The sequence below is a fragment of the Actinophytocola sp. genome (genome assembly GCF_036402745.1).
Classification (GTDB): Bacteria; Actinomycetota; Actinomycetes; order Mycobacteriales; family Pseudonocardiaceae; genus Actinophytocola.
The window spans coordinates 1-18641 of the sequence record NZ_DASWSJ010000331.1 but is presented as its reverse complement, the minus strand read 5'-3'; the positions used below and the strand labels follow the sequence as shown (position 1 = coordinate 18641).

Sequence of the window (18641 nt, the reverse complement as noted above, 5' to 3'; positions counted from 1 at the left end):
GCCCACCCTCGACGCGTTGCACGGGAACTGCTTGACTTCCTCGGTGAGACAGAAGCTGATCTCCACGGTGGCCGCGGAGATACTCGCCCGCGAGGCGCGCCGGGTGGCGATCGACGGCGTCGACGGCGCCGGCAAGACCCACTTCGCCGACGAGCTCGCGGCCGAGCTGACCGGCCGGGGCGTTCCGGTGATCCGGGCGTCCGTGGACGGCTTCCACCAGCCGCGGGTCTTCCGGCACCGGCGTGGCCCCGACTCGCCGGAGGGCTTCTTCCGCTACTCCTTCGACTACCCGCGGCTGATCGGCCTGCTGCTCGACCCGCTGGGCCCGCGCGGCACCGGCCGGTTCGTCCGCGCGGTGTACGACGTGCACAACGAGAAGCCGGTGGACCACGTGCCCGAACGTGCCGAGCCGGGCGCGATCCTCGTGCTGGACGGCATTTTCGCCCACCGCATCGAGCTGGCCGGCCACTGGGACTACTCGGTGTGGCTCGAGGTGCCGTTCGCCGTGTCGATCCCGCGCGGCGCCGCCCGCGGGTCCGGCGACCCGGACCCCGACGCCGCGTCGAACCGCCGCTACGTCGAGGGCCAGCGGCTCTACCTCGCCGAGTGCGACCCCCGCACGAAGGCCACCACGGTGATCGACAACACGGACCTCGAGAACCCCCGGCGGTTGCGCTAACTGTCCTCTTCGGACGGTTGGTCGACCACCAGCGGCTCGGTCCGCTGCACCTCGAGCTTCCAGCCGCCCGCCAGCGCGACCCCGGCCGCCGCGGCGGCGATCATCGGCCAGATGGCCACGGCCACGATCCCGACCGTCACCGGGAGGTCGAGGACCGTGCGGCCCTCCTTGTTGCGCACCACGATCCGGCGCACGTTGCCCTCGCGGATGAGCTGGTTGACCTTCTCGGTGAGCTGCCTGGCCCCGAACCCCTCGGTTTCCTTCGTCACGGCGACGACGCTAGTGGTTCGGGTCCGCCGCGTGTTGCTCCGCCGCCAGGAAATGCGCCACGTCCGCCGTCGCCGGGTACAGGTCGCGGTAGTGGCGGTAGAACTCGTCGTAGCGCGCCTTGCGGTCGGCGACCGGCGCGACCGTGTGCCCCACCGGGTTCCACGCCGCCGGGTCGACGTCGACCCCGGTCGCGACCGCGGCCAGCAGCGCGTCGCCGAGGCACGCGCCGATCGTCTCGGTCGGGACCTGCTGCTCCTCGCCGGTCACGTCGGTCACGATCTGGGTCCACAGGCCACCTTGGGTGCCGCCGCCGACCGCGACCAGGCGCTTCGCCTGTCCCCCGGCCGACCGCATCACCTCGAGGTTGTGCCGCACGCCGTACGCGATGCCCTCGAGCGCCGCCCGGTACAGCTCGGCGCGGCCGTGCGAGAGCGTCAGCCCGGCGATCATCCCGCGCGCGTCCGGGTCGAAGATCGGTGTCCGCTCGCCCGCGAAGTACGGCACGAGCAGCAGGCCCCGGCTGCCGGCCGGCACCGCCGCGGCCTCCTCGACGAGGGTGGCGAACTCGCCGCCGACGAGCCGGCGCAGCCAGTCGGTGACCGCGCCCGAGGTGGCCATGCCGGCGGCGAGCGACCGGGTGCCGGGGAACACCCCGCTCGTCGTCCACAGGCCGGGGTGCGGGTTGGGCCGCGAGAGCACCTGGATGAGGAACATGGTCGTGCCGTACATGACCATCACGTCGCCGGGCTCGCGGACGCCGACGCTGGTGGCCTCGGCCCACGCGTCGACGGTGCCGGCGGTGACCGGGAGCCCGTGCGGCAGGCCCGTCTCGCGCGCGGCCTCGGCGGTGACCGTGCCGACCACCTCGGTCGGCCACGCCAGCGCCGGCAGCGCCAGGCCCGGCGCGACGACGGCGGCCCAGTCCCGCGCCCAGTCGAGGGCGTTCTGGTCGTACATCGGGTCGCACTGGCTCGCCGAGTGGTGGTCGAGCACGTACTCGCCGGTGAGCCGGTGCACCAGGTACGAGCTCGCCATCAGCAGCATCTCGGTGCGGTCCCACACGGCCGGCTCGTGCTTGGCCAGCCAGCGGATCTTCGGGCCGACCGCCTGGGTGGAGAGCGGGGTGCCGCCGCGCCGCAGGATCTCCTCGGCACCCAGCTCCCCGGTCAGCTCGGCGATCTCGGCACCGGCCCGGGTGTCGACGCCGTAGAGGATCGCCGGCCGCAGTGGCCGCCCGGCGCCGTCGGCGGGCAGCAGGACCGGGCCGATCCCGCTCACCGCGAGTCCCGCCAACCGGCCGCCGTCCGTGCTGCCCGCCGCCCCGGCCAGCTCTCGGGTCAGCGCCAGGAAGTCCGCCCACCACACGCCGTCGGCGTCGTGCTCGACCCAGCCGGGGTGGGGGGTGGACGTCCGGTGGTCGCGACCCGCCCTGGCCAACACCCTCCCTTGGCCGGTGACGAGCACGCCCTTCGAGCTGGACGTTCCGATGTCGATGCCCAGGAACAGGTCCACCGGCTCAGCCCCGGGTGAACTCGTCGAGGGTGATGTCGAGCAGCTCGCACACCGCCCGCAGCTCCGCCCGCTTGTCGCCGGGCACCGCGTGGATGTGGTTGGCGCCGAACCGGGACAGGAACACCTCGGCCGGCGCGTCCAGCCGGGCGAACGCGTGCGGCCACTCCGGGGTCGACATCTTCATCAGCGACGCGGTGGTCGCCTCGTCGTAGTTCTCGAACTCGCCGAGCATCAGCTGCAGCCGGTAGCGGCCGTCGTTGCGGGTGAGCCGGGCCAGGGTCATCTCGCCGGGCGCGGCCACGTGGTGCACCGACGCGCCGCCGGCCGGGAAGAAGAACACCTCGGGATAGAGGTGGACCTTGGCGAGGTTCTCGGCCGGGTCGTCGCTGCGGGCGGCGAACCAGGTGGCGTGCTGGCCGGAGTTGCACAGGTCCCAGATGTCGCGGTCGCCGTGGTAGTGCCGGACGTCGGCGAACAGCACCGGGGTCCGCGACAGGTGCTTGAGGATCTGCATGGTGAGCGCGCCGTCCATGTCCGCCTCGGTGGCGCAGACGTGCGGCTCCTTGGGGCCGTTCCAGTCGTACGGGTCGTTGAGGAACGCCTCGGCGATGTCCATGGTCGCGAAGTACTGGGTGAGCTCGGGCTGGCCCTTGATGCCGGTGAAGTCCAGGTGCCACTCGTCGATGAGCTCACGCATCGCGAGGTAGGAGCCGATCTGGCGCTCCAGCAGCTCCTCGGTGAGCTTCTTGCCGTCGTAGTGGACGTTGGCGTGCTGCTCGAGCCACTGCCGGGCCTTGACCTTCTCCTTCTGGTCGGCGAGCTCGGCGCGCCGGACGATCTCCCACTGGTCGATCTCCTCGACGTCGACCCCGAACTGGCGCTGCCACTGGTCGGTGTTGGCGACCGCGGTGTTCATGCCCATCGGCCGGCCGCCGATCCGGCCGAACGTCTGCCCGCGGAGCCCGGCCACCGCGCTCGCGGCGCTCGCCCGCACGCCGATGGCCGCGATGAGGGTCTCGTCCTCCGGGTCGCCCCACAGCCGGGTGTGCGTGCGGCCGATCTGGTCGAGCGCGCCGCCGGCGGCGAGCATGCCGACCATGCCGGGCTGGACCGGGTCGATGTTGGCGAGCAGCAGCAACGGGCTGGTCAGCTGGCCCGCGGCGAGCATCGTGAAGTGCGGGAACGCCCAGACGCAGTAGTGCAGGACGGTGAGGTCGACGTGCGCGGCCTCGACCTCGCGGGCGAGCCTCGTGGCCAGCGTGTTGGAGGAGACCGGGACGCTGGCCCGGACCACCTCGTGGCCGGCCGCCTCGAGCTTGGCGACGAGCTTGTCCTCGATGGCCACGATGAAGTCGGCGATGCCGTCGTGGACGTAGTCGCGCCCGTCCGAAATGTTGATCACGCCGATACGGGCCACCGGTCCTCCTGAGCGACGCTGCCGGGATTGGAGTAATCGTTTTCTCAGAAGTTATTCTCTGTGCGCGAGGCGTGTCAATAGGTCGGTAGTGTCTGCGGCAGGGATGGGAAAGCGAGGCGGTAAGTGGCGACCATCAGCGACGTTGCCTCCCGGGCCGGCGTCTCCACGGCGACGGTGTCCAGGGCGTTGAACGGCAAGTCCACAGTGGATCCCGAGCTGGTGGCCCGGGTGCTGGCGGCCGCCGAGGAGCTCGGGTACCAGCCCAACGGGCCGGCGCGGAACCTGCGGCGGCAGGAGGCGGCGGTCCTGGCCCTGATCATCAGCGACGTGGAGAACCCGTTCTTCACCGCGATCGCGCGCGGGGTCGAGGACGTGGCGCACACGGTCGGTTACTCGGTGGTGCTGTGCAACGCGGACGAGAACGCCGACAAGGAGCGCCGCTACATCGACGTGGCGATCCAGGAGCGGGTGGCCGGGGTGATCATCTCCCCCACGTCGACCGCCACCAACGTCGACCTGCTGATCAACCGCGGGACGCCGCTGGTCGCCGTGGACCGTCCGTTGCCGGAGCGGCCCAGCGACACGGTGCTGGTCGACACCCGGCAGGCGGCGCGGCAGGCCACCGAGCACCTGCTGGCCCAGGGGTACACGCGGATCGGCTGCATCACCGGGCCGACGGGGGTTCGGACGGCCGACGACCGGCTTGCCGGGTACCGGGATGCCCTGCGGGCCGGGAAGCATCGTTCGTCGCCCCGGCTGGTTCGGCGGGCCGAGTTCAAGGAGGCCGGGGGGTTTCGGGCCTGTCAGGAGTTGTTCGATCAGGCCGAGCCGCCGGACGCCTTGCTCGTCGCCAACAGTGCGATGGCTATCGGGGTGTTGTCGGCGCTGGGGGTGCACTCGCTGCGGCCCGGGGTCGGTGTTGGCGTCGTCGCGTTCGATGACGTGCCCTGGGCCGCTCTCGTCGATCCGCCGCTCACCGTCGTTGCCCAGCCGGCCTATGAGATCGGGTCCGTGGCGGCGCAGCTGCTGCTCGCGCGGATCGGGGACAACGGGCGGGCGCCGACCATCACCACGTTGGGTGCCCGGCTGATCGAACGGGGCAGTTCCCACCGGGGCCGATGAGATGTTCGTTCCGGGGGCCGGGCCCATCCATCCCTTCTTGGATGGGCCCGGCACTCCGGCACATTCCCGCCACTCAGCTCCTCGACAGCGCCCTGTAGGTCGCCGCGGACCACGGTGGGCTGCCGTCCGCCGGCTCGATGCGGATCTTCAGCTCCGACCTGCCCTGGGTCGCGGATCCCGGCAGTTCGAAGCTGTCCTCCAGCCACCGGGAGTGCTGGTTGCCCAAGGGCTGCAGCCACTCCCCCACTCGCTTGTCGTTCACGTAGACCGTTGCGCGCTGGTACGGGACGTTCTGGTCGCCCATACGCAGAAGGCGCACGCCCGCATTCGACTGGGGCACCGTCAGGGTGAACTCCACCCTGCCCGTCGCCGACGTGACGCCGTGGCTTACCGGGGTCGTGTCGCCGTTGCCCTCGAAGGTTGACGCCAAGGTCGCCGTCGACTCGCCCGCCGCGCTGTAGGCATGCGTCTCGCGGCTGGCGGTGTCGGCCAGGTCGATCGTGTCGGTCTCGGTCAGCGACACCGTCGGGGTCCCGTACCAGTAGGCCGTCGAGCTGTAGTCGGCTGGTTCGTTGTCCGCCGGGCCGTGCTCGATGTCGAACCGCAGGCCCTTCGCGAAGGACACCGCGTCGCCGACCATCAGCCTGTACGCGCCTGTGCAGTCGTATCGGCAACCGTCGCCGTCGAGCTCGTAGGCCGGGTTGCCCGCCAGCGGCATCGTGTAGGTCGTGCCGTCGCGGAAGTACCAGCCCGACTCGTAGAAGTCCTCCGTTCCGGTCCCGTGCATCACCGGGCTTCGCGCACCATCGACGTAGACGCGCTCGTCGCCTTCCAGGTAGTTCCTGCGGTTTCCGGCCGGGATGTTCCCGCGCATCGAGTGGGTGACGCCGTAGAACACCCCCGTGCCCTGCGTGGCCAGGAAGTTCCACGGCACGTCAGGCGTCGTCGGTCCACTTTGGTGGGTGGCGTGGAAGTGGCCCAGCGCGCCGGAGGAGAGGTCGGCCGCCACGGAACGGTCGCGGGCGGAGGTCACCTCGACCACCGCACCGGTGATCGGCACGGTGCTGGCGTTCACCAGCTCCACCTTGGCACCGGCACCGTAGGGCATCGCCCACCACGCCGTGTACCAGCCGTCGGACGTCGCGTCGATCGAGGAGAACATGGTCCTCGTGTCGTACTCGCCAAGGCCCGAGCCGAAGAACTCGCCGACCGGGGCGTCCACTGTGGTCTGACCGTCGAACGTGATGCGCAGCCGCGCGCCGGCCAGCACCGCGTCCGACGCCGTCAGCTTGGCCGGGTCGACCGGGTAGCGGTACACCCGCTGCCCCTCCCAGCTCTGGTTGCGGATCGCGTAGCCGTGCGCGGTCTCCTCGCCGTCGTGGCCCGGGCCCAGATCGAGCACGTCGGTGCGGGTCCAGCCCGCCCCGAGCTTGCTGTGCACGTCGTAGCGGAACTCGTTGACGTCCAACGCCGAGGACACGAACTCGTTGCTGATCCGCAGCGACGACTTTCCCTTCGTGACCGCCGCCGGGATCTCCAGGACCTGGTCGACCCAGCTGCCACCCGGCCGCGCCGGGCCGCTGTCCCAGGTGCCGGCCGGCTTGCCGTCGACGACCAGGCGCGCGACCTGGTTGGCGATCACCGGGTCGATGCGCCTCGTCAGCCGCACACCGTCGTTCGACGGGTCCACGGCGACGCGGAAGGTGCTCGAGCCACCGGCACTGAAGGCCCGGCCGTCGTTGCCGACCCTTGGGCTCGCCACCACCTGCGGCAGCCGCACCCGGACCTTCGAGATGAGCCCGGACCCGGACAGCGACGCGAACGCGGCACCCGCACCTGGAGCCACATCGGCGGTGCGAGCCGAGGTCGTGGCGCCCGGCAGCGCGGGCTTGGGATCGCGGATGCCGAAGGCACGCAACCGGTCCACGACGTCCTGCGCCTTGTCCCGCGGGTCGAACGTGCGCACCCCGTCGGCGTCGGCGAACTCGCGATAGGACACGTGGTAGAAGAACGGGGCCCGCTGCACGGTCACCCGCATCGACTCCCGGTACGGCATCGGCACCTTGATCACCGAGCCGCCCGCCGTGTCGTCGCCGTTGCCCACCAGCGGCCAGGCGAACGGCGCGCCGACCTTGCCGTCGACGAGCTCCTGCAGCAGCTCGTCCACCACCACCTTGCCGTCGAGCTCGACCTTGATCCGTCCGTTGTGGACCATCGAGCCGTAGTCGCGGGTGAACCACATCGACTCGAGCTCACCGGCACCCCCGCGCTCGGCGATCACGCAGCCGTCGTCGGTGTTGCGCAGGCACGAGTAGGTGTTCTCGAAGCCGTCGTTGTTGCCGCCGGCGCGGTCGAAGCTGGAGAACTGCCGCACCTGGGCCGCCGACCGCAGCCGGGCCATGGCATCGAGATCGCGGTAGGTCTCCCAGCCGATCGGTCCCTTGCCACCGTGGCCGGGGTCGTCGTGCGCGGTGGGTGCGGCGACCGTGGGTCCGGGCGCGGCCACCACGAACGCCGCGCCGAGGGCTAGTCCGAGCAGGGCTCTGACACGCATGGGGCCTCCCTAGCGTTTCGCGTGTCTTCGGTTGTGAGAAAGGAGAAAGGGCCTCAGCCGTTGGCGTCCTTGTAGACGGTCGCCGCGTTGTCGATCGTGATCAGCTGGGTCTTCAGCGTCTGCGTCTTGGGCACGTCGGTGCAGTCGACGAGGATCTTCTTCGCGGTGTCCACGGCCTCCTTGCCGGCCGTCGGGTAGATCAGCGTGGCGGACAGGCGACCCTCCTCGACGGCCTTGAGACCACCGGACGGGATCGGCAGGCCGTCGATGCCGATGAACTTCATCGACTTCTCCTTGCCGGCGGCCTTCGCGGCCAGGTACGCGCCCTCGGCCATCGGGTCGTTGTGCGCGTAGAGGACCTGGATGTCCGGGTGCGCCTTGAACATCGCGTCCGCCTGGGACTGGCCCTTCTCGCGCAGCCAGTCGCCGTCGGAGGTGGCGACGATCTCGATGTTCTTGCCCTTGATGCCCTCGCGGAAGCCGTCGCCGCGCTCCTTGGCCGGGGTGGCGCCCGCGAGCCCGCGGATCTCGCCGACCTTGCCGCCGCCCGGCAGCAGCTGCTCGGCGACGTACTGGCCCGCGGTCTTGCCGATCTCGACGTTGTCCGCGCCGATCCAGGTGGTGTAGGCGTCGCCGTCGACCTTGCGGTCGAGCACGATCACCGGGATGCCCTTGTTGTAGGCCTTCTGCACCACCGCGGTCAGCGGCGTGGCCTCGTTCGGGCTGATGATCAGCAGGTCGATCTGCTTGGTGAGGAAGTTCTCCACATCGGACACCTGCTTGGCGTTGTCCTGCTGCGCGTCGGCGAAGTCCACGCTGAACTGCGGCACGTCCTTGGCCGCCGCGCGGATGTCGTCGTCCATCCGCTGCCGGTACGGCTCGGCCACGTTGGCCTGGCTCATGCCGATCGTGTACTTGCCGTCCGGTCCACCGCATTTCGCGGCGGCGCCCCCGGACTCCTGCGCCTGTCCGCTGTTCTCGCTGGTCGTTCCGCACGCGACGGACAGGGTGAGCGCGGCGGCCGCGCTGAGCACGGTTGCCACGGCACGACGACGGGCCATGTGTCTACCTTCTTTCATATTCGGTCAGGCCGCGGGTCGCAGGCGTTGCAGGCCCGCCGCGACGACGATGACGAGTCCCTTGACTAGGAGCTGGACGTTCGGATCCACGCCGTGCAGGCCGAGGAAGTTGTTGAGCACGCCGAGAAGCAGCGCGCCCGCGACGGTGCCGACCACCGAGCCGCGACCGCCGGACAGGCTCGTGCCGCCGATGACGACCGCGGCGATCGCGTCGAGCTCGTAGCCGAAGCCGTCGTTGGGGCTGCCCTGGTTGAGCTGGCCAGCGTGCACGATTCCCGCCAGCGCGGCGAGGAAGCCGGCGATGCAGAAGACGACCACCTTCACCCGGATGACCGGGACACCGGACAGGCGGGCCGCCTTCTCGTTCCCGCCGATCGCGTAGACGTGCCGGGAGAAAGCGCTGGTCCGCAGGAACACGATGGCGACGACGGCGACGACCGCGAAGATCAGCGCCGGGATCGGCACCAGCCCGTTGAACGTGCGCTCGCCGAGCAGCGAGAACGCGACCGGCGCCTCGCCGGGCCCGTCCCCGTAGGCGATCGCGACACCTTGCCCGCCGGACCAGATGCGAGCGAGGCCGCGGGCGATCTGCATGCCGGCGAGGGTGACGATGAACGCCTGGATGCCGAACAACGCGGTCGCGACCCCTTGCAGGAAGCCGAAACCGAGGCCGATCGCCAGCACGATCACGACCGTGAGCACGACCCCGAAGTCGTCCTCGACCATCAGCACGGCCGAGCCGACCGCGGCGAGGCCCAGCACCGCGCCGACGGACAGGTCGATGCCGCCGACCAGGATCACGAACGTCATCCCGACCGCCATGATGCCGATCTCGGACACCGCGCGGACGACGTTGAACAGGTTGTCGCTGTTGAGGAACAGCAGGTCGCCGTTGTGGTGCGGGGAGAACACGACGGCCACGGCGAACACCGCGACGAGGCCGAACAGGCTCTGGAACCGGAAGAGCGCGGCGACCACGTCGGTCCGGCGCCCGGTCTCGTTGCCACCCGCCGGGGCCGGAGTCTCCTGCTTCGGCACCGTCTCCGTATCACTCACGCGCTTCCTCCCGCGTCCACCGCCAGCGCCGTGCTGCCCTCACCCATCGACGCGGCGAGCAGCTCGGCCTCCCCTGCGTGACTCGTGTCCAGCTCGCGCACGCTGCGGCCGCCGGACAGCACCACCACCCGGTCGCAGACACCGACCAGCTCGGCCAGCTCCGAGGACGCGAGCAGCACCCCGATGCCCTGCTCGGCGGCTTGGCCGAGCAACGCGTAGATCTCCGCCTTGGCGCCGACGTCGACCCCGCGGGTCGGCTCGTCGAGCAGCAGCAGCGTCGGCTCGGTCAGCAGCATCCGGCCGAACACGACCTTCTGCTGGTTGCCGCCGGACAGCGTGCCGACCGGGTCGTGGATCGAGCCGAGCTTCACCTTGAGCTCGTCGACCATCCGCCGCACCGCGCCGGTCTCCCGGCCGCGCGGAACCATGCCGGCCGCCGCGATCCGGTCCACGATGGACAGCACGGTGTTGGCCAGCACCGAGTGGTCGATGGCGAGGCCCGCGATGCGCCGGTCCTCCGGGACGAACCCCATGCCGAGGCCGAGTGCCTGGCGCGGGCTGCGGGGGTGGACCGGCCGGCCGCGGAACTCGATCAGGCCGGAGAGGGCGCCGCGGGTGCCGGCGCCGAACAGGGTCTCGAGGAGCTCGGTGCGCCCGGAGCCGAGCAGGCCGCCGATGCCGACGATCTCGCCGCGCCGGACGGTCACCGAGATCCCGTCGGGCTCGCGCCGGCCAGGTCGCTCGCGGCGGGGGCGCAGCCGCAGGTCGGTGACCCGCAGGATCTCCTCGCCCGGCTCGACGGCCCGGGTGCGGAACATGGCCTGGACCGGCCGGCCGACCATGGCCTCGGCGGCCTTCTCGGCGGTCAGCTCGCGGGCGTCGAACTCGGTCACCACCGCGCCGTTGCGCAGCACCGTGGCGCGGTCGGCGATGCGGCCGATCTCGTCCATGCGGTGGGAGATGTAGACGATCCCGGCGCCCGCGCGGCGCAGCTCGGAGATCACCGTGAACATCTGCTCGACCTCGACCGAGGACAGCGCCGAGGTCGGCTCGTCCATGATCAGCACCTTGGCGTCGAGCGAGAGCGCCTTGGCGATCGTGACCAGCTGCTGCTCGCCGGTGCGCAGCTCGCCGACCGGGCGGCGCGGGTCGAGGTGGACGCCGCAGCGTTCGAGCAGTCCTCGGGTAATCGTGTTCATCTCGCGGCGGTCGACCATGGCTAATCGGGTGCGCGGCTCGCGGCCGAGGAAGATGTTCTCGGCGACGGACAGGCCCGGGACGAGGTCGAGCTCCTGGTGGATCATCGCGATGCCGGCCCGCTGGGCGTCGACCGGCGCGGTGAACCGGCGCGGCTCGCCGTCGACGACGATCTCGCCCTCGTAGTCGGTGACGTCGCCGGAGAGCACCTTCATCAGCGTCGACTTGCCGGCCCCGTTCTCGCCGAGGAGCGCGTGCACCTCGCCTTCGCGGACCGTGAAGGCGATGTCCCGGCAGGCGCGTACGCCGCCGTAGGACTTGCTGATGCCGATCATCTCGACCAGCGGGCTGACACCGTTGTCCATGCATCCCTCGTGCCGTCGCCGGGCATCTGAGAAATCGATTACCCAGACGCTAGGGGTGACGCTCGGCACTGTCAAGAACCACTCCGGCGCACGAATGCGCACGGCCGTGCTATCGTGGGCGCATGTCAGCCTCGTTGCGTAGCGCGCTCGCGCGGGCCGGCCTGCGTGTCGACTCGGACGAGTTCCTCGGGCTGGTCGCGGACGCGGCCAGCCGCCTGTCCCCGGCCGATCCGGCCCCCGCCGAGTTCTTCACCGACTCCCAACGTGCCGCCCTGTCCGACGTCGGCCTCGACCTCGCGCCCCGCCGCGACGGCGAGCGCGATCCACGGGCCAGGGCCGTCGCCCTGCAGGCGGTGTTACGCGACACCGCGCTCACCGTGGCCGGCGCCGCCGAGCGGATCAACGTGGACTCGAGCCGGATCCGCCACCGGCTGGCCGCCGGCAAGCTCACCGGCTGGAAGGACGGCGGCGAGTGGCGCCTGCCGGTGTGGCAGTTCACGAACGACGGCGTGTTACCCGGCCTGGAGCCCGTGCTCGAGTCGGTCCCGGACGACCAGCCGCCGTTGATGGTGGCGGGTTTCCTGACCACGCCCCAGGAGGACCTCCCCCTCGGCGGCCACCCGGCCACCCCGCGCGACTGGCTCCTGGCCGGTGGCGACCCGGCGCGCGTCGCGAGGTTGGTGGCGACCCTCGGCACCCCGGCCTGACGGCCGGTCCCCGTCGCGTAGTGGGTGGATCCGTGCACCCGGCGTGATCGTGCGGGCTACGCTGGGCGGATCGATCGCCGGCGACCAGGAGACACATCGAGGAATGTCACGGCTCCCCCAGCCGCCGGCCCCTGCTGCGCTGAAAACCCTGCTGCGCCCGCACGAGGACATCGTCGCGGTGCATTCCGGCACCCGGCTCGTGCGCGTGTTCGCCGCGGGCGGCGCGCACCAGCAACGGTGGAACACCTTCCGGCACACCGGGCCGCTCGCGCACGCCCGGTTCGACTCGCACCCGCCCGGCCCCGGCGGCGGCACGGTCGACGACCCCGCGCACGGTGTCCTGTACTTCGGGCTGTCCGTGCGCACCAGCGTGGCCGAGGTCTACCAGCAGACGTCCATTGTGGACAGAACCACGCGCAGGCCACACCTCGTCGTGTTCCAGCCGCGGCGAACCCTGCGGCTGCTCGACCTGTGCGGCCTGTGGCCCACCCGGGCCGGCGCGTCGCAGGAGATCAGCAGCGGCCCCAAGGACGTCACCCAGGCCTGGGCCCGCGCCGTCCGCGCGGCCTTCCCCGATCTCGACGGCCTCTGGTACCGCTCCTCGATGGACTCCGGCGACCCGGCCGTCTGCCTCTGGGACCCGCCGGCCGGCGACGCGCTGCCCGACACCCCGGACGTCCTGCTCCCGCTGGACAACCCCGGCCTCGACCTGCCGCTGGGCCGCATCTGCGACGCGCTGAACTACACGCTGCTCTGACTCGACGGCCCGGCGAGCCGGCGGTCCCGCGAGGTCTCACGCGGGTCACGAACGGTGGCAGGTCCTGGTAACACCCAGAACCACCCCCCGCAGGCACCCGTGCTCGGAGTAGGGGAATCCCCACCACGGGTTGGGGGGTGTCCCCGATGTTCCGGTGACCCAGGTCACCTTAGCGTCGTAGACGCAAGGTTGATGAGCGGCAGCACACCACGGCAGCACACCACGGAGGCCCGCCATGAGCATCCAGACGACCACCCACAGACCCGCACGCCCGCGGGTGTGGCTGGTCGGGACCGCGCCCGATCCCGCCGACCTGCCGACCGTGCGGGACACCCGGATGCGCACCTGGCAGCCGGGCGACGACGGTCGCTACCACTCCGCGGACGGTTGGCACCACGCCACCTGGACCGAGCTCCACTCGCGCTTCGACCTGGTCGAGGTGGCGTGACCTACCGCTTGAGCTGGTTGACCGGCTCCTCCCGCAACTCGACCTCGACCCCGGTGTCGGCCGGGCCGGCGTCGGCCTTGCCGACCGGAACGGCTGCCGAGGCGCCGCCCGGGTTGCCATTGGCCCGACGGTCGTCGCGGCGGGTCTTCAGCAGGCTGGCCACCGCGGTGATCGCCAGCACGCCGACGATCACCGTGAGGGACAGCGCGATGCTGACCGTGGGCACGTTCAGGGGCTCGCCGCCGTTGATGAACGGCAACGCGTTGGTGTGCAGCGCCTCGAGGATCATCTTCACGCCGATGAAGCCCAGGATCACCGCCAGCCCGACCGGCAGGTAGACCAGCCGCCGCAGCAGGCCGCCCAGCAGGAAGTACAGCTGCCGCAGGCCCATCAGCGCGAACGCGTTGGCCGAGAAGACCAGGAACGGCTCCTTGGTCAGGCCGAAGATCGCCGGGATCGAGTCGACCGCGAACATCAGGTCCGCCGAGCCGATCGCGATCATCACGATGAACAGCGGAGTCGCGAACCGCTTCCCGTTGACCTTGGTGAAGACCTTCGCCTCGTGGTATTCGTCGGTGACCGGGAAGAGCTTCCGCGCCAACTTCGTGACCCGGTTCTCCTCGTACTCCTCGTCGTCCTCGCCGCCCAGACCGGACTGGGACAGCTTCACCGCCGTGTAGACGAGGAACGCGCCGAACACGTAGAAGACCCAGCTGAACTCGGAGATCGCCGCGGCACCGACCGCGATGAAGATGCTGCGCAGGAACAGCGCGAGCAGGATGCCGACGAGCAGCACCTTGTGCTGGTGGATGGCCGGCACCTTGAACGCCGACATGATCACCAGGAAGATGAACAGGTTGTCCACGGACAGCGAGTACTCGGTGATGTAGCCCGCGAAGTACTCCCCCGCATGCGTCCCACCGGCGAACATCCAGATGCCTATGCCGAACAGCACCGCGACCGTGACGTAGAAGATCACCCAGCGAGCGGCCTCGCCGATGCCTACCTCATGCGGCTTGCGATCGACGATGAACAGGTCGATGGCGAGCAGCACGAGCAGGCCCGCGACGGTGGCGAGCCAGATCCACACGGGAACGTTCATACAGCGAACCTCCGGTCAACATAGGTCGTCTGACCGGAGGTCTCTTCCGCCAGCCGCGTACTGGCCGCCGACGCCGGGATCCGGAGATCCGTGCTGACGACGTCGACGCGAAGGAATACTCCCCTCCACAACTAGTGACCATTGTCGCGTGCGGATTCCCCACGCACCAGTCCAGCAACCCGGATGCCGAGTTGTCATAGATCACATTTTGGGCAGATCGGACGTACCGGATCGACCGGGCGGGCCTCTCAGTGACTCTCAGGAAAGGTCGAATACCGTTCTGGCGTGCCCCGAATCTCCCGCACGCTGTTGCGTTGGATCCTGCTCGCGCTGGCCGTCGTGATCGTTGCCACGGTCGGCGTGGTGTGGCTCAACAGCGGTGACCAACCGCCCGCGGTCCGAACCCGGGAGGAGGTCCTCGCCGGCGCCGGCAAGGACGTGAAGCTCGACTCGACGCTGTACCTGCCGGCGCAGACGCCCGCGCCGGCGATCATCGTCGCCCACGGGTTCGGCGGCAGCAAGCAGAGTGTGGACGGCGACGCGCGCGAGCTCGCGCGGCGCGGGTTCGTGGTGCTCGCCTACTCCGCGCGTGGGTTCGGCCGCAGCACCGGCCAGATCGCGCTCAACTCCCCCGACGCCGAGGTCGCCGACGCGAGTGCGCTGGTCAGCTGGCTGGCCAAGCAGCCAGAGGTGGTCACCGACGGGCCCAACGACCCGCGGGTCGGGGTCACCGGCGGCTCCTACGGCGGCGCACTGTCGCTGCTGCTCGCCGGCACCGACAAGCGGGTCGACGCGCTCGCGCCCACCATCACCTACAACGACCTGAGCCAGGCGCTGCTGCCGAACTCGGCCACGGCGGGCACGACCCCGAACACCCCGGCGGCCAACGCCTTCGCCCCGAACGGCGTGTTCAAGCGGTCCTGGGCGGGCATCTTCTTCGCCTCCGGCATGGGCGGCGCGAGCCTGGCCGACCCGTCCACGGACGCGGTCGAGGCCGGCAGCCAGGACGACAACGCGGCCGCGCCGGCCAACCCGGGCGGGGCGCCGACCGACACCGCGCCCGGCAGCGGCGCGCCGGGCGGCCGCGGCGGGGCCGGGCAGCTCGACACGGGCAACCCGTGCGGCCGGTTCCGGCAGGACTTCTGCGCCGCGTACGCCGAGGTGGCCACCACCGGCCGGGCCAGCCAGAAGACGGTGAACCTGCTGCGCTCGGTGTCGCCGGTGGCGGTGGCCAGCAAGATCACCCAGCCCACGATGCTGGTGCAGGGCGAGCAGGACACGCTGTTCGGGCTCGACCAGGCCGACGCCAACGCGCGGCAGATCAGCGCGGCGGGCGGCAAGGTCAAGGTCGTCTGGTACACCGGCGGCCACGACGGCGGCCGGCCCGGGCCGGAGCTGCGCGGCGAGATCGCCAACTGGTTCGACTTCCACCTGCGCCACCGCGGCAGCGACCCGGGCACCGGCCTGGAGTACGCGGTGCAGGGCGCGCTGCGGGTGCAGGGCGCGCCGTCCGTGCGCACGGTGTCCAGCACCACCTACCCCGGGATCGGCGGCACCGAGACGCAGCGGCGCGGCGTGCGGATCTACGGACCGGAGCAGACCATCGTCAACCCGCCGGGCGGCAACCCGGCCGCGGTCAGCAGCCTGCCGGGGCTCGGCTCGATCATCGGCAGCTCGTCGCGGCTCGCCGGCCGGCTCTCGATCGACCTGCCCGGCCAGTCCGCGCGGTTCTCCAGCCGGCCGCTGACCTCGCAGCTGCTCATCGCCGGGTCGAGCACGGTGCGGCTGCGGATCTCCGCGGTGCCCGGCGTGCCCGTGCCCGAGGGCGGCGCGGTGCTGTTCGCCAAGCTCTACGACGTCGGCCCGGACGGCACCCGGATCCTGCCCGGGGCGGCGGTGTCGCCGCTGCGGGTTCCGACCCTGCCGGCCGACGGCAGCCCGGTCGAGCTCACCGTCACGCTGCCCGGCATCGTCCGGCCGATCGAGACGGACCGGCGGGTCGAGCTGGTCGTGAGCACCACCGACCAGGCGTACGCGATGCCCGCGCAGGCCGCCGCGTACCGGGTGGCGGTCGCGCCGGACGCGACGGTCGACGCGCCGATCGTGTCGGGCACGCGGTCGGGCACCGGCCCGCCGATCGGCCCGCTGGTCGGGATCGCGATCGTGCTGGGCGTGGTCGTGCTGGCGGGTCTCTTCGGCGCGCTGCGCCGGCGCCGGTCCACCGACCACGACGCCTCGCTGACCGACGTGCCGCTGGTCATCGAGAACCTGTCGAAGTCCTACCCGGGCGGGGTCACGGCGGTCGACGACCTGTCGTTCCGGATGGAGCGCGGGCAGGTGCTGGGCCTGCTGGGACCCAACGGCGCGGGCAAGACCACGTCGCTGCGGATGCTGATGGGGCTGATCCGCCCGACCGGCGGCGACATCCGGGTGTTCGGCCACCGCATCTACTCGGGCGCGCCGGTGCTGTCCCGGATCGGCTCGTTCGTCGAGGGCGCCGGGTTCCTGCCGCACCTGTCCGGGCGGGCCAACCTCGAGCTGTACTGGGCGGCCACCGGGCGGCCGGACGACAAGGCGCACATCAGCGAGGCGCTGGAGATCGCCGGGCTCGGCGACGCGGTCGACCGGCGGGTGCGCACGTACAGCCAGGGCATGCGGCAGCGGCTGGCCATCGCGCAGGCGATGCTCGGGCTACCGGACCTGCTGGTGCTCGACGAGCCGACCAACGGGCTCGACCCGCCGCAGATCCACCAGATGCGCGAGGTCCTGCGCCGGTACGCCGCGGCCGGGCGGACCGTGCTGGTGTCGTCGCACCTGCTGGCCGAGGTCGAGCAGACCTGTGACCACGTGGTCGTGATGCACCACGGCCGGCTGGTCGCAGCCGGCCCGGTCGACGCCATCGTCGGCGGCGCGGGTGAGGCCACGTTCCGGGTGGACCAGCCCGACGAGGCCGCGGAGGTCCTGCGCAAGGTGGACGGCGTCGAGGACGTCATCGTCGACGGCCCGCTCGTGCACGCCGACCTGGACGGGCTGCCCCGCGCGGAGGCGCTGGCCACGCTGGTGCGGGCCGGGGTCGCCGTCGAGCAGGCCGGGCCACGGCGCCGCCTCGAGGACGCGTTCCTACAGCTGGTCGGAGAGGAGAGCTCAGCATGAGCTCGCGTGATTCCGTAGACGAGCACGACGTCCACACCGATCCGGCCGCGCTGGACGTGCTCGCCGAGGCGGCCGCGCACGAGACGGTCGAGGTGCAGCCGGACGGGTCGGTCGCCGGCTACCGGGCCGGGCGGACGCTGCGGCTGCGGGTGGAGCTCGCCCGCCAGCTTCGCCGGCGGCGGGTGCAGCTGCTGCTGGGGTTCCTGGTGCTGCTGCCGTTCATCCTGTGGGCGGCGTTCACGTTCGGCAACGACGGCGGTCAGCAGTCCGGCGGCTTCGTCGACCTGGCCACCGCGAGCGCGCCGAACTTCGTGGTGTTCGCGTTGTTCGCCACGAGCAGCTTCCTGCTGCCGATGATCGTGGCGCTGTTCTTCGGCGACACGATCGCCAGCGAGGCGTCGTGGTCGAGCCTGAAGTACCTGCTGGCCATGCCCATCCCCCGGCACCGGCTGATGCGGCAGAAGGCGGTGGCCTCCGGGCTGCTGTCGCTGTTCGCGATCACGCTGCTGCCGGCGGTGGCGCTGGTGGTCGGGATCGTCTTCTACGGCACGGGCGAGGCGATCAGCCCGACGGGTGACGCGATCCCGTTCGACCAGTCGATGATCGCGCTGGTGCTCACGATCTGCTACCTCGCGATCCACCTGTTGTGGGTGGCCGGGCTGGCGCTGTTCCTCACCGTGTCGACGGACGCGCCGCTGGGTGCGGTCGGCGGCACGGTGCTGGTGGCGATCCTGTCGCAGATCCTCGACCAGATCACCGCGCTGGCGGGCCTGCGCAACTACCTGCCGACGCACTACGCCTTCGCGTGGTCGGACCTGATCTCCACGGACATCGACTGGTCCAACATGGCCGCGGGCGCGTTCTCGGCGGTGACGTACGCGGCGTTCTTCGGCCTGCTGGCGTGGCGCCGCTTCCAGACGAAGGACATCACCTCCTGACGCGCTAGTCCGCCTCCCCGGGATTAAAAGTGTGCGTTGCGTCCCGGCGAATGGTGCGGGTGTCGAGGTGGATGGTGGCTGGGTGCCGTCACTAGTCCGCCTCCCCGGGATTAAAAGTGTGCGTTGGGTTCCGGCGGATGGTGCGGGTGTCGGGGTGGGTGGTGGCTGGGTGCCGTCACGGTCCCCTGAGGTTCCGGTGGTCGGCGCAGGACTAGTCCGCCTCCCCGGGATTTCAAAGTGTGCGTTGCGTTCCGGCGAATGGTGCGGGTGTCGGGGTGGGTGGTG

The 18641-nt window shown here is 71.1% G+C and carries 15 protein-coding genes; 7 read left to right on the top strand and 8 right to left on the bottom strand.

The features are described 5' to 3' along the window. Window positions 1-43: 43 nt before the first annotated feature. Window positions 44-679: a uridine kinase gene (locus VGD70_RS30590; RefSeq protein ID WP_331087483.1), complete on the top strand. Its 636-nt coding sequence runs from the start codon at window positions 44-46 to the stop codon at window positions 677-679. Here VGD70_RS30590 and VGD70_RS30585 read toward each other — a convergent pair. Genes VGD70_RS30585 through VGD70_RS30575 form a run of 3 tightly spaced genes read right to left on the bottom strand, consistent with a single transcriptional unit; the run spans window position 676 to window position 3878 of the window. Then, a complete protein-coding gene (locus tag VGD70_RS30585; protein WP_331087481.1) occupies window positions 676-948 on the bottom strand; it encodes a DUF4342 domain-containing protein in 273 nt (90 codons plus the stop codon). The genes VGD70_RS30590 and VGD70_RS30585 overlap by 4 nt on opposite strands. A 10-nt stretch (window positions 949-958) precedes the next feature. Then, on the bottom strand, window positions 959-2461 hold the full coding sequence (locus VGD70_RS30580) for an FGGY-family carbohydrate kinase (RefSeq protein WP_331087480.1): 1503 nt from the start codon (window positions 2459-2461) through the stop codon (window positions 959-961). A gap of 4 nt (window positions 2462-2465) precedes the next feature. Further along, window positions 2466-3878 (bottom strand): L-fucose/L-arabinose isomerase family protein, encoded by a 1413-nt coding sequence (locus tag VGD70_RS30575; RefSeq protein WP_331087478.1) that lies wholly within the window; start codon window positions 3876-3878, stop codon window positions 2466-2468. A gap of 123 nt (window positions 3879-4001) precedes the next feature. Between VGD70_RS30575 and VGD70_RS30570 the strand changes: the two genes are divergently transcribed. Continuing rightward, entirely contained in the window at window positions 4002-5000 is a 999-nt protein-coding gene (locus VGD70_RS30570) for a LacI family DNA-binding transcriptional regulator (protein WP_331087476.1), read from the top strand. Window positions 5001-5073: 73 nt separating this feature from the next. Here VGD70_RS30570 and VGD70_RS30565 read toward each other — a convergent pair whose 3' ends face one another. From VGD70_RS30565 to VGD70_RS30550, 4 genes are all read right to left on the bottom strand, one after another. Beyond that, on the bottom strand, window positions 5074-7554 hold the full coding sequence (locus tag VGD70_RS30565; protein WP_331087474.1) for a glycoside hydrolase family 172 protein: 2481 nt from the start codon (window positions 7552-7554) through the stop codon (window positions 5074-5076). A gap of 53 nt (window positions 7555-7607) precedes the next feature. Further along, entirely contained in the window at window positions 7608-8615 is a 1008-nt protein-coding gene (locus VGD70_RS30560) for a substrate-binding domain-containing protein (protein WP_331087472.1), read from the bottom strand. 24 nt (window positions 8616-8639) lie between these two features. Beyond that, entirely contained in the window at window positions 8640-9611 is a 972-nt protein-coding gene (locus VGD70_RS30555; RefSeq protein ID WP_331087513.1) for an ABC transporter permease, read from the bottom strand. A 74-nt stretch (window positions 9612-9685) separates the two neighbouring features. After that, window positions 9686-11251: a sugar ABC transporter ATP-binding protein gene (locus VGD70_RS30550; RefSeq protein ID WP_331087471.1), complete on the bottom strand. Its 1566-nt coding sequence runs from the start codon at window positions 11249-11251 to the stop codon at window positions 9686-9688. 122 nt (window positions 11252-11373) lie between these two features. Here VGD70_RS30550 and VGD70_RS30545 point away from each other — a divergent pair, with 122 nt between their 5' ends. The 3 genes from VGD70_RS30545 to VGD70_RS30535 all read left to right on the top strand — a co-directional run bounded on the left by VGD70_RS30545 (window position 11374) and on the right by VGD70_RS30535 (window position 13163). Next, a complete protein-coding gene (locus VGD70_RS30545) occupies window positions 11374-11958 on the top strand; it encodes a DNA-binding protein (RefSeq protein ID WP_331087469.1) in 585 nt (194 codons plus the stop codon). Between the two features lie 103 nt (window positions 11959-12061). Continuing rightward, the gene (locus VGD70_RS30540; protein WP_331087467.1) at window positions 12062-12715 is read left to right on the top strand and encodes an RES family NAD+ phosphorylase; all 654 of its coding nucleotides are present in this window, start codon (window positions 12062-12064) and stop codon (window positions 12713-12715) included. 235 nt (window positions 12716-12950) lie between these two features. Further along, a complete protein-coding gene (locus VGD70_RS30535) occupies window positions 12951-13163 on the top strand; it encodes a hypothetical protein (RefSeq protein ID WP_331087465.1) in 213 nt (70 codons plus the stop codon). 1 nt (window position 13164) lies between these two features. On the opposite strand, the gene VGD70_RS30530 is transcribed toward VGD70_RS30535, so the two are convergent. Then, window positions 13165-14265, bottom strand: coding sequence for a TerC family protein (locus VGD70_RS30530; protein ID WP_331087463.1), 1101 nt, complete (start codon window positions 14263-14265; stop codon window positions 13165-13167). Between the two features lie 285 nt (window positions 14266-14550). Between VGD70_RS30530 and VGD70_RS30525 the strand changes: the two genes are divergently transcribed. Together VGD70_RS30525 and VGD70_RS30520 are read left to right on the top strand one after the other, a co-directional pair. Further along, the gene (locus VGD70_RS30525; protein WP_331087461.1) at window positions 14551-17418 is read left to right on the top strand and encodes an alpha/beta fold hydrolase; all 2868 of its coding nucleotides are present in this window, start codon (window positions 14551-14553) and stop codon (window positions 17416-17418) included. Beyond that, window positions 17415-18356: an ABC transporter permease gene (locus VGD70_RS30520; RefSeq protein ID WP_331087459.1), complete on the top strand. Its 942-nt coding sequence runs from the start codon at window positions 17415-17417 to the stop codon at window positions 18354-18356. The genes VGD70_RS30525 and VGD70_RS30520 overlap by 4 nt, the downstream gene beginning before the upstream one ends. Window positions 18357-18641: the final 285 nt, after the last annotated feature.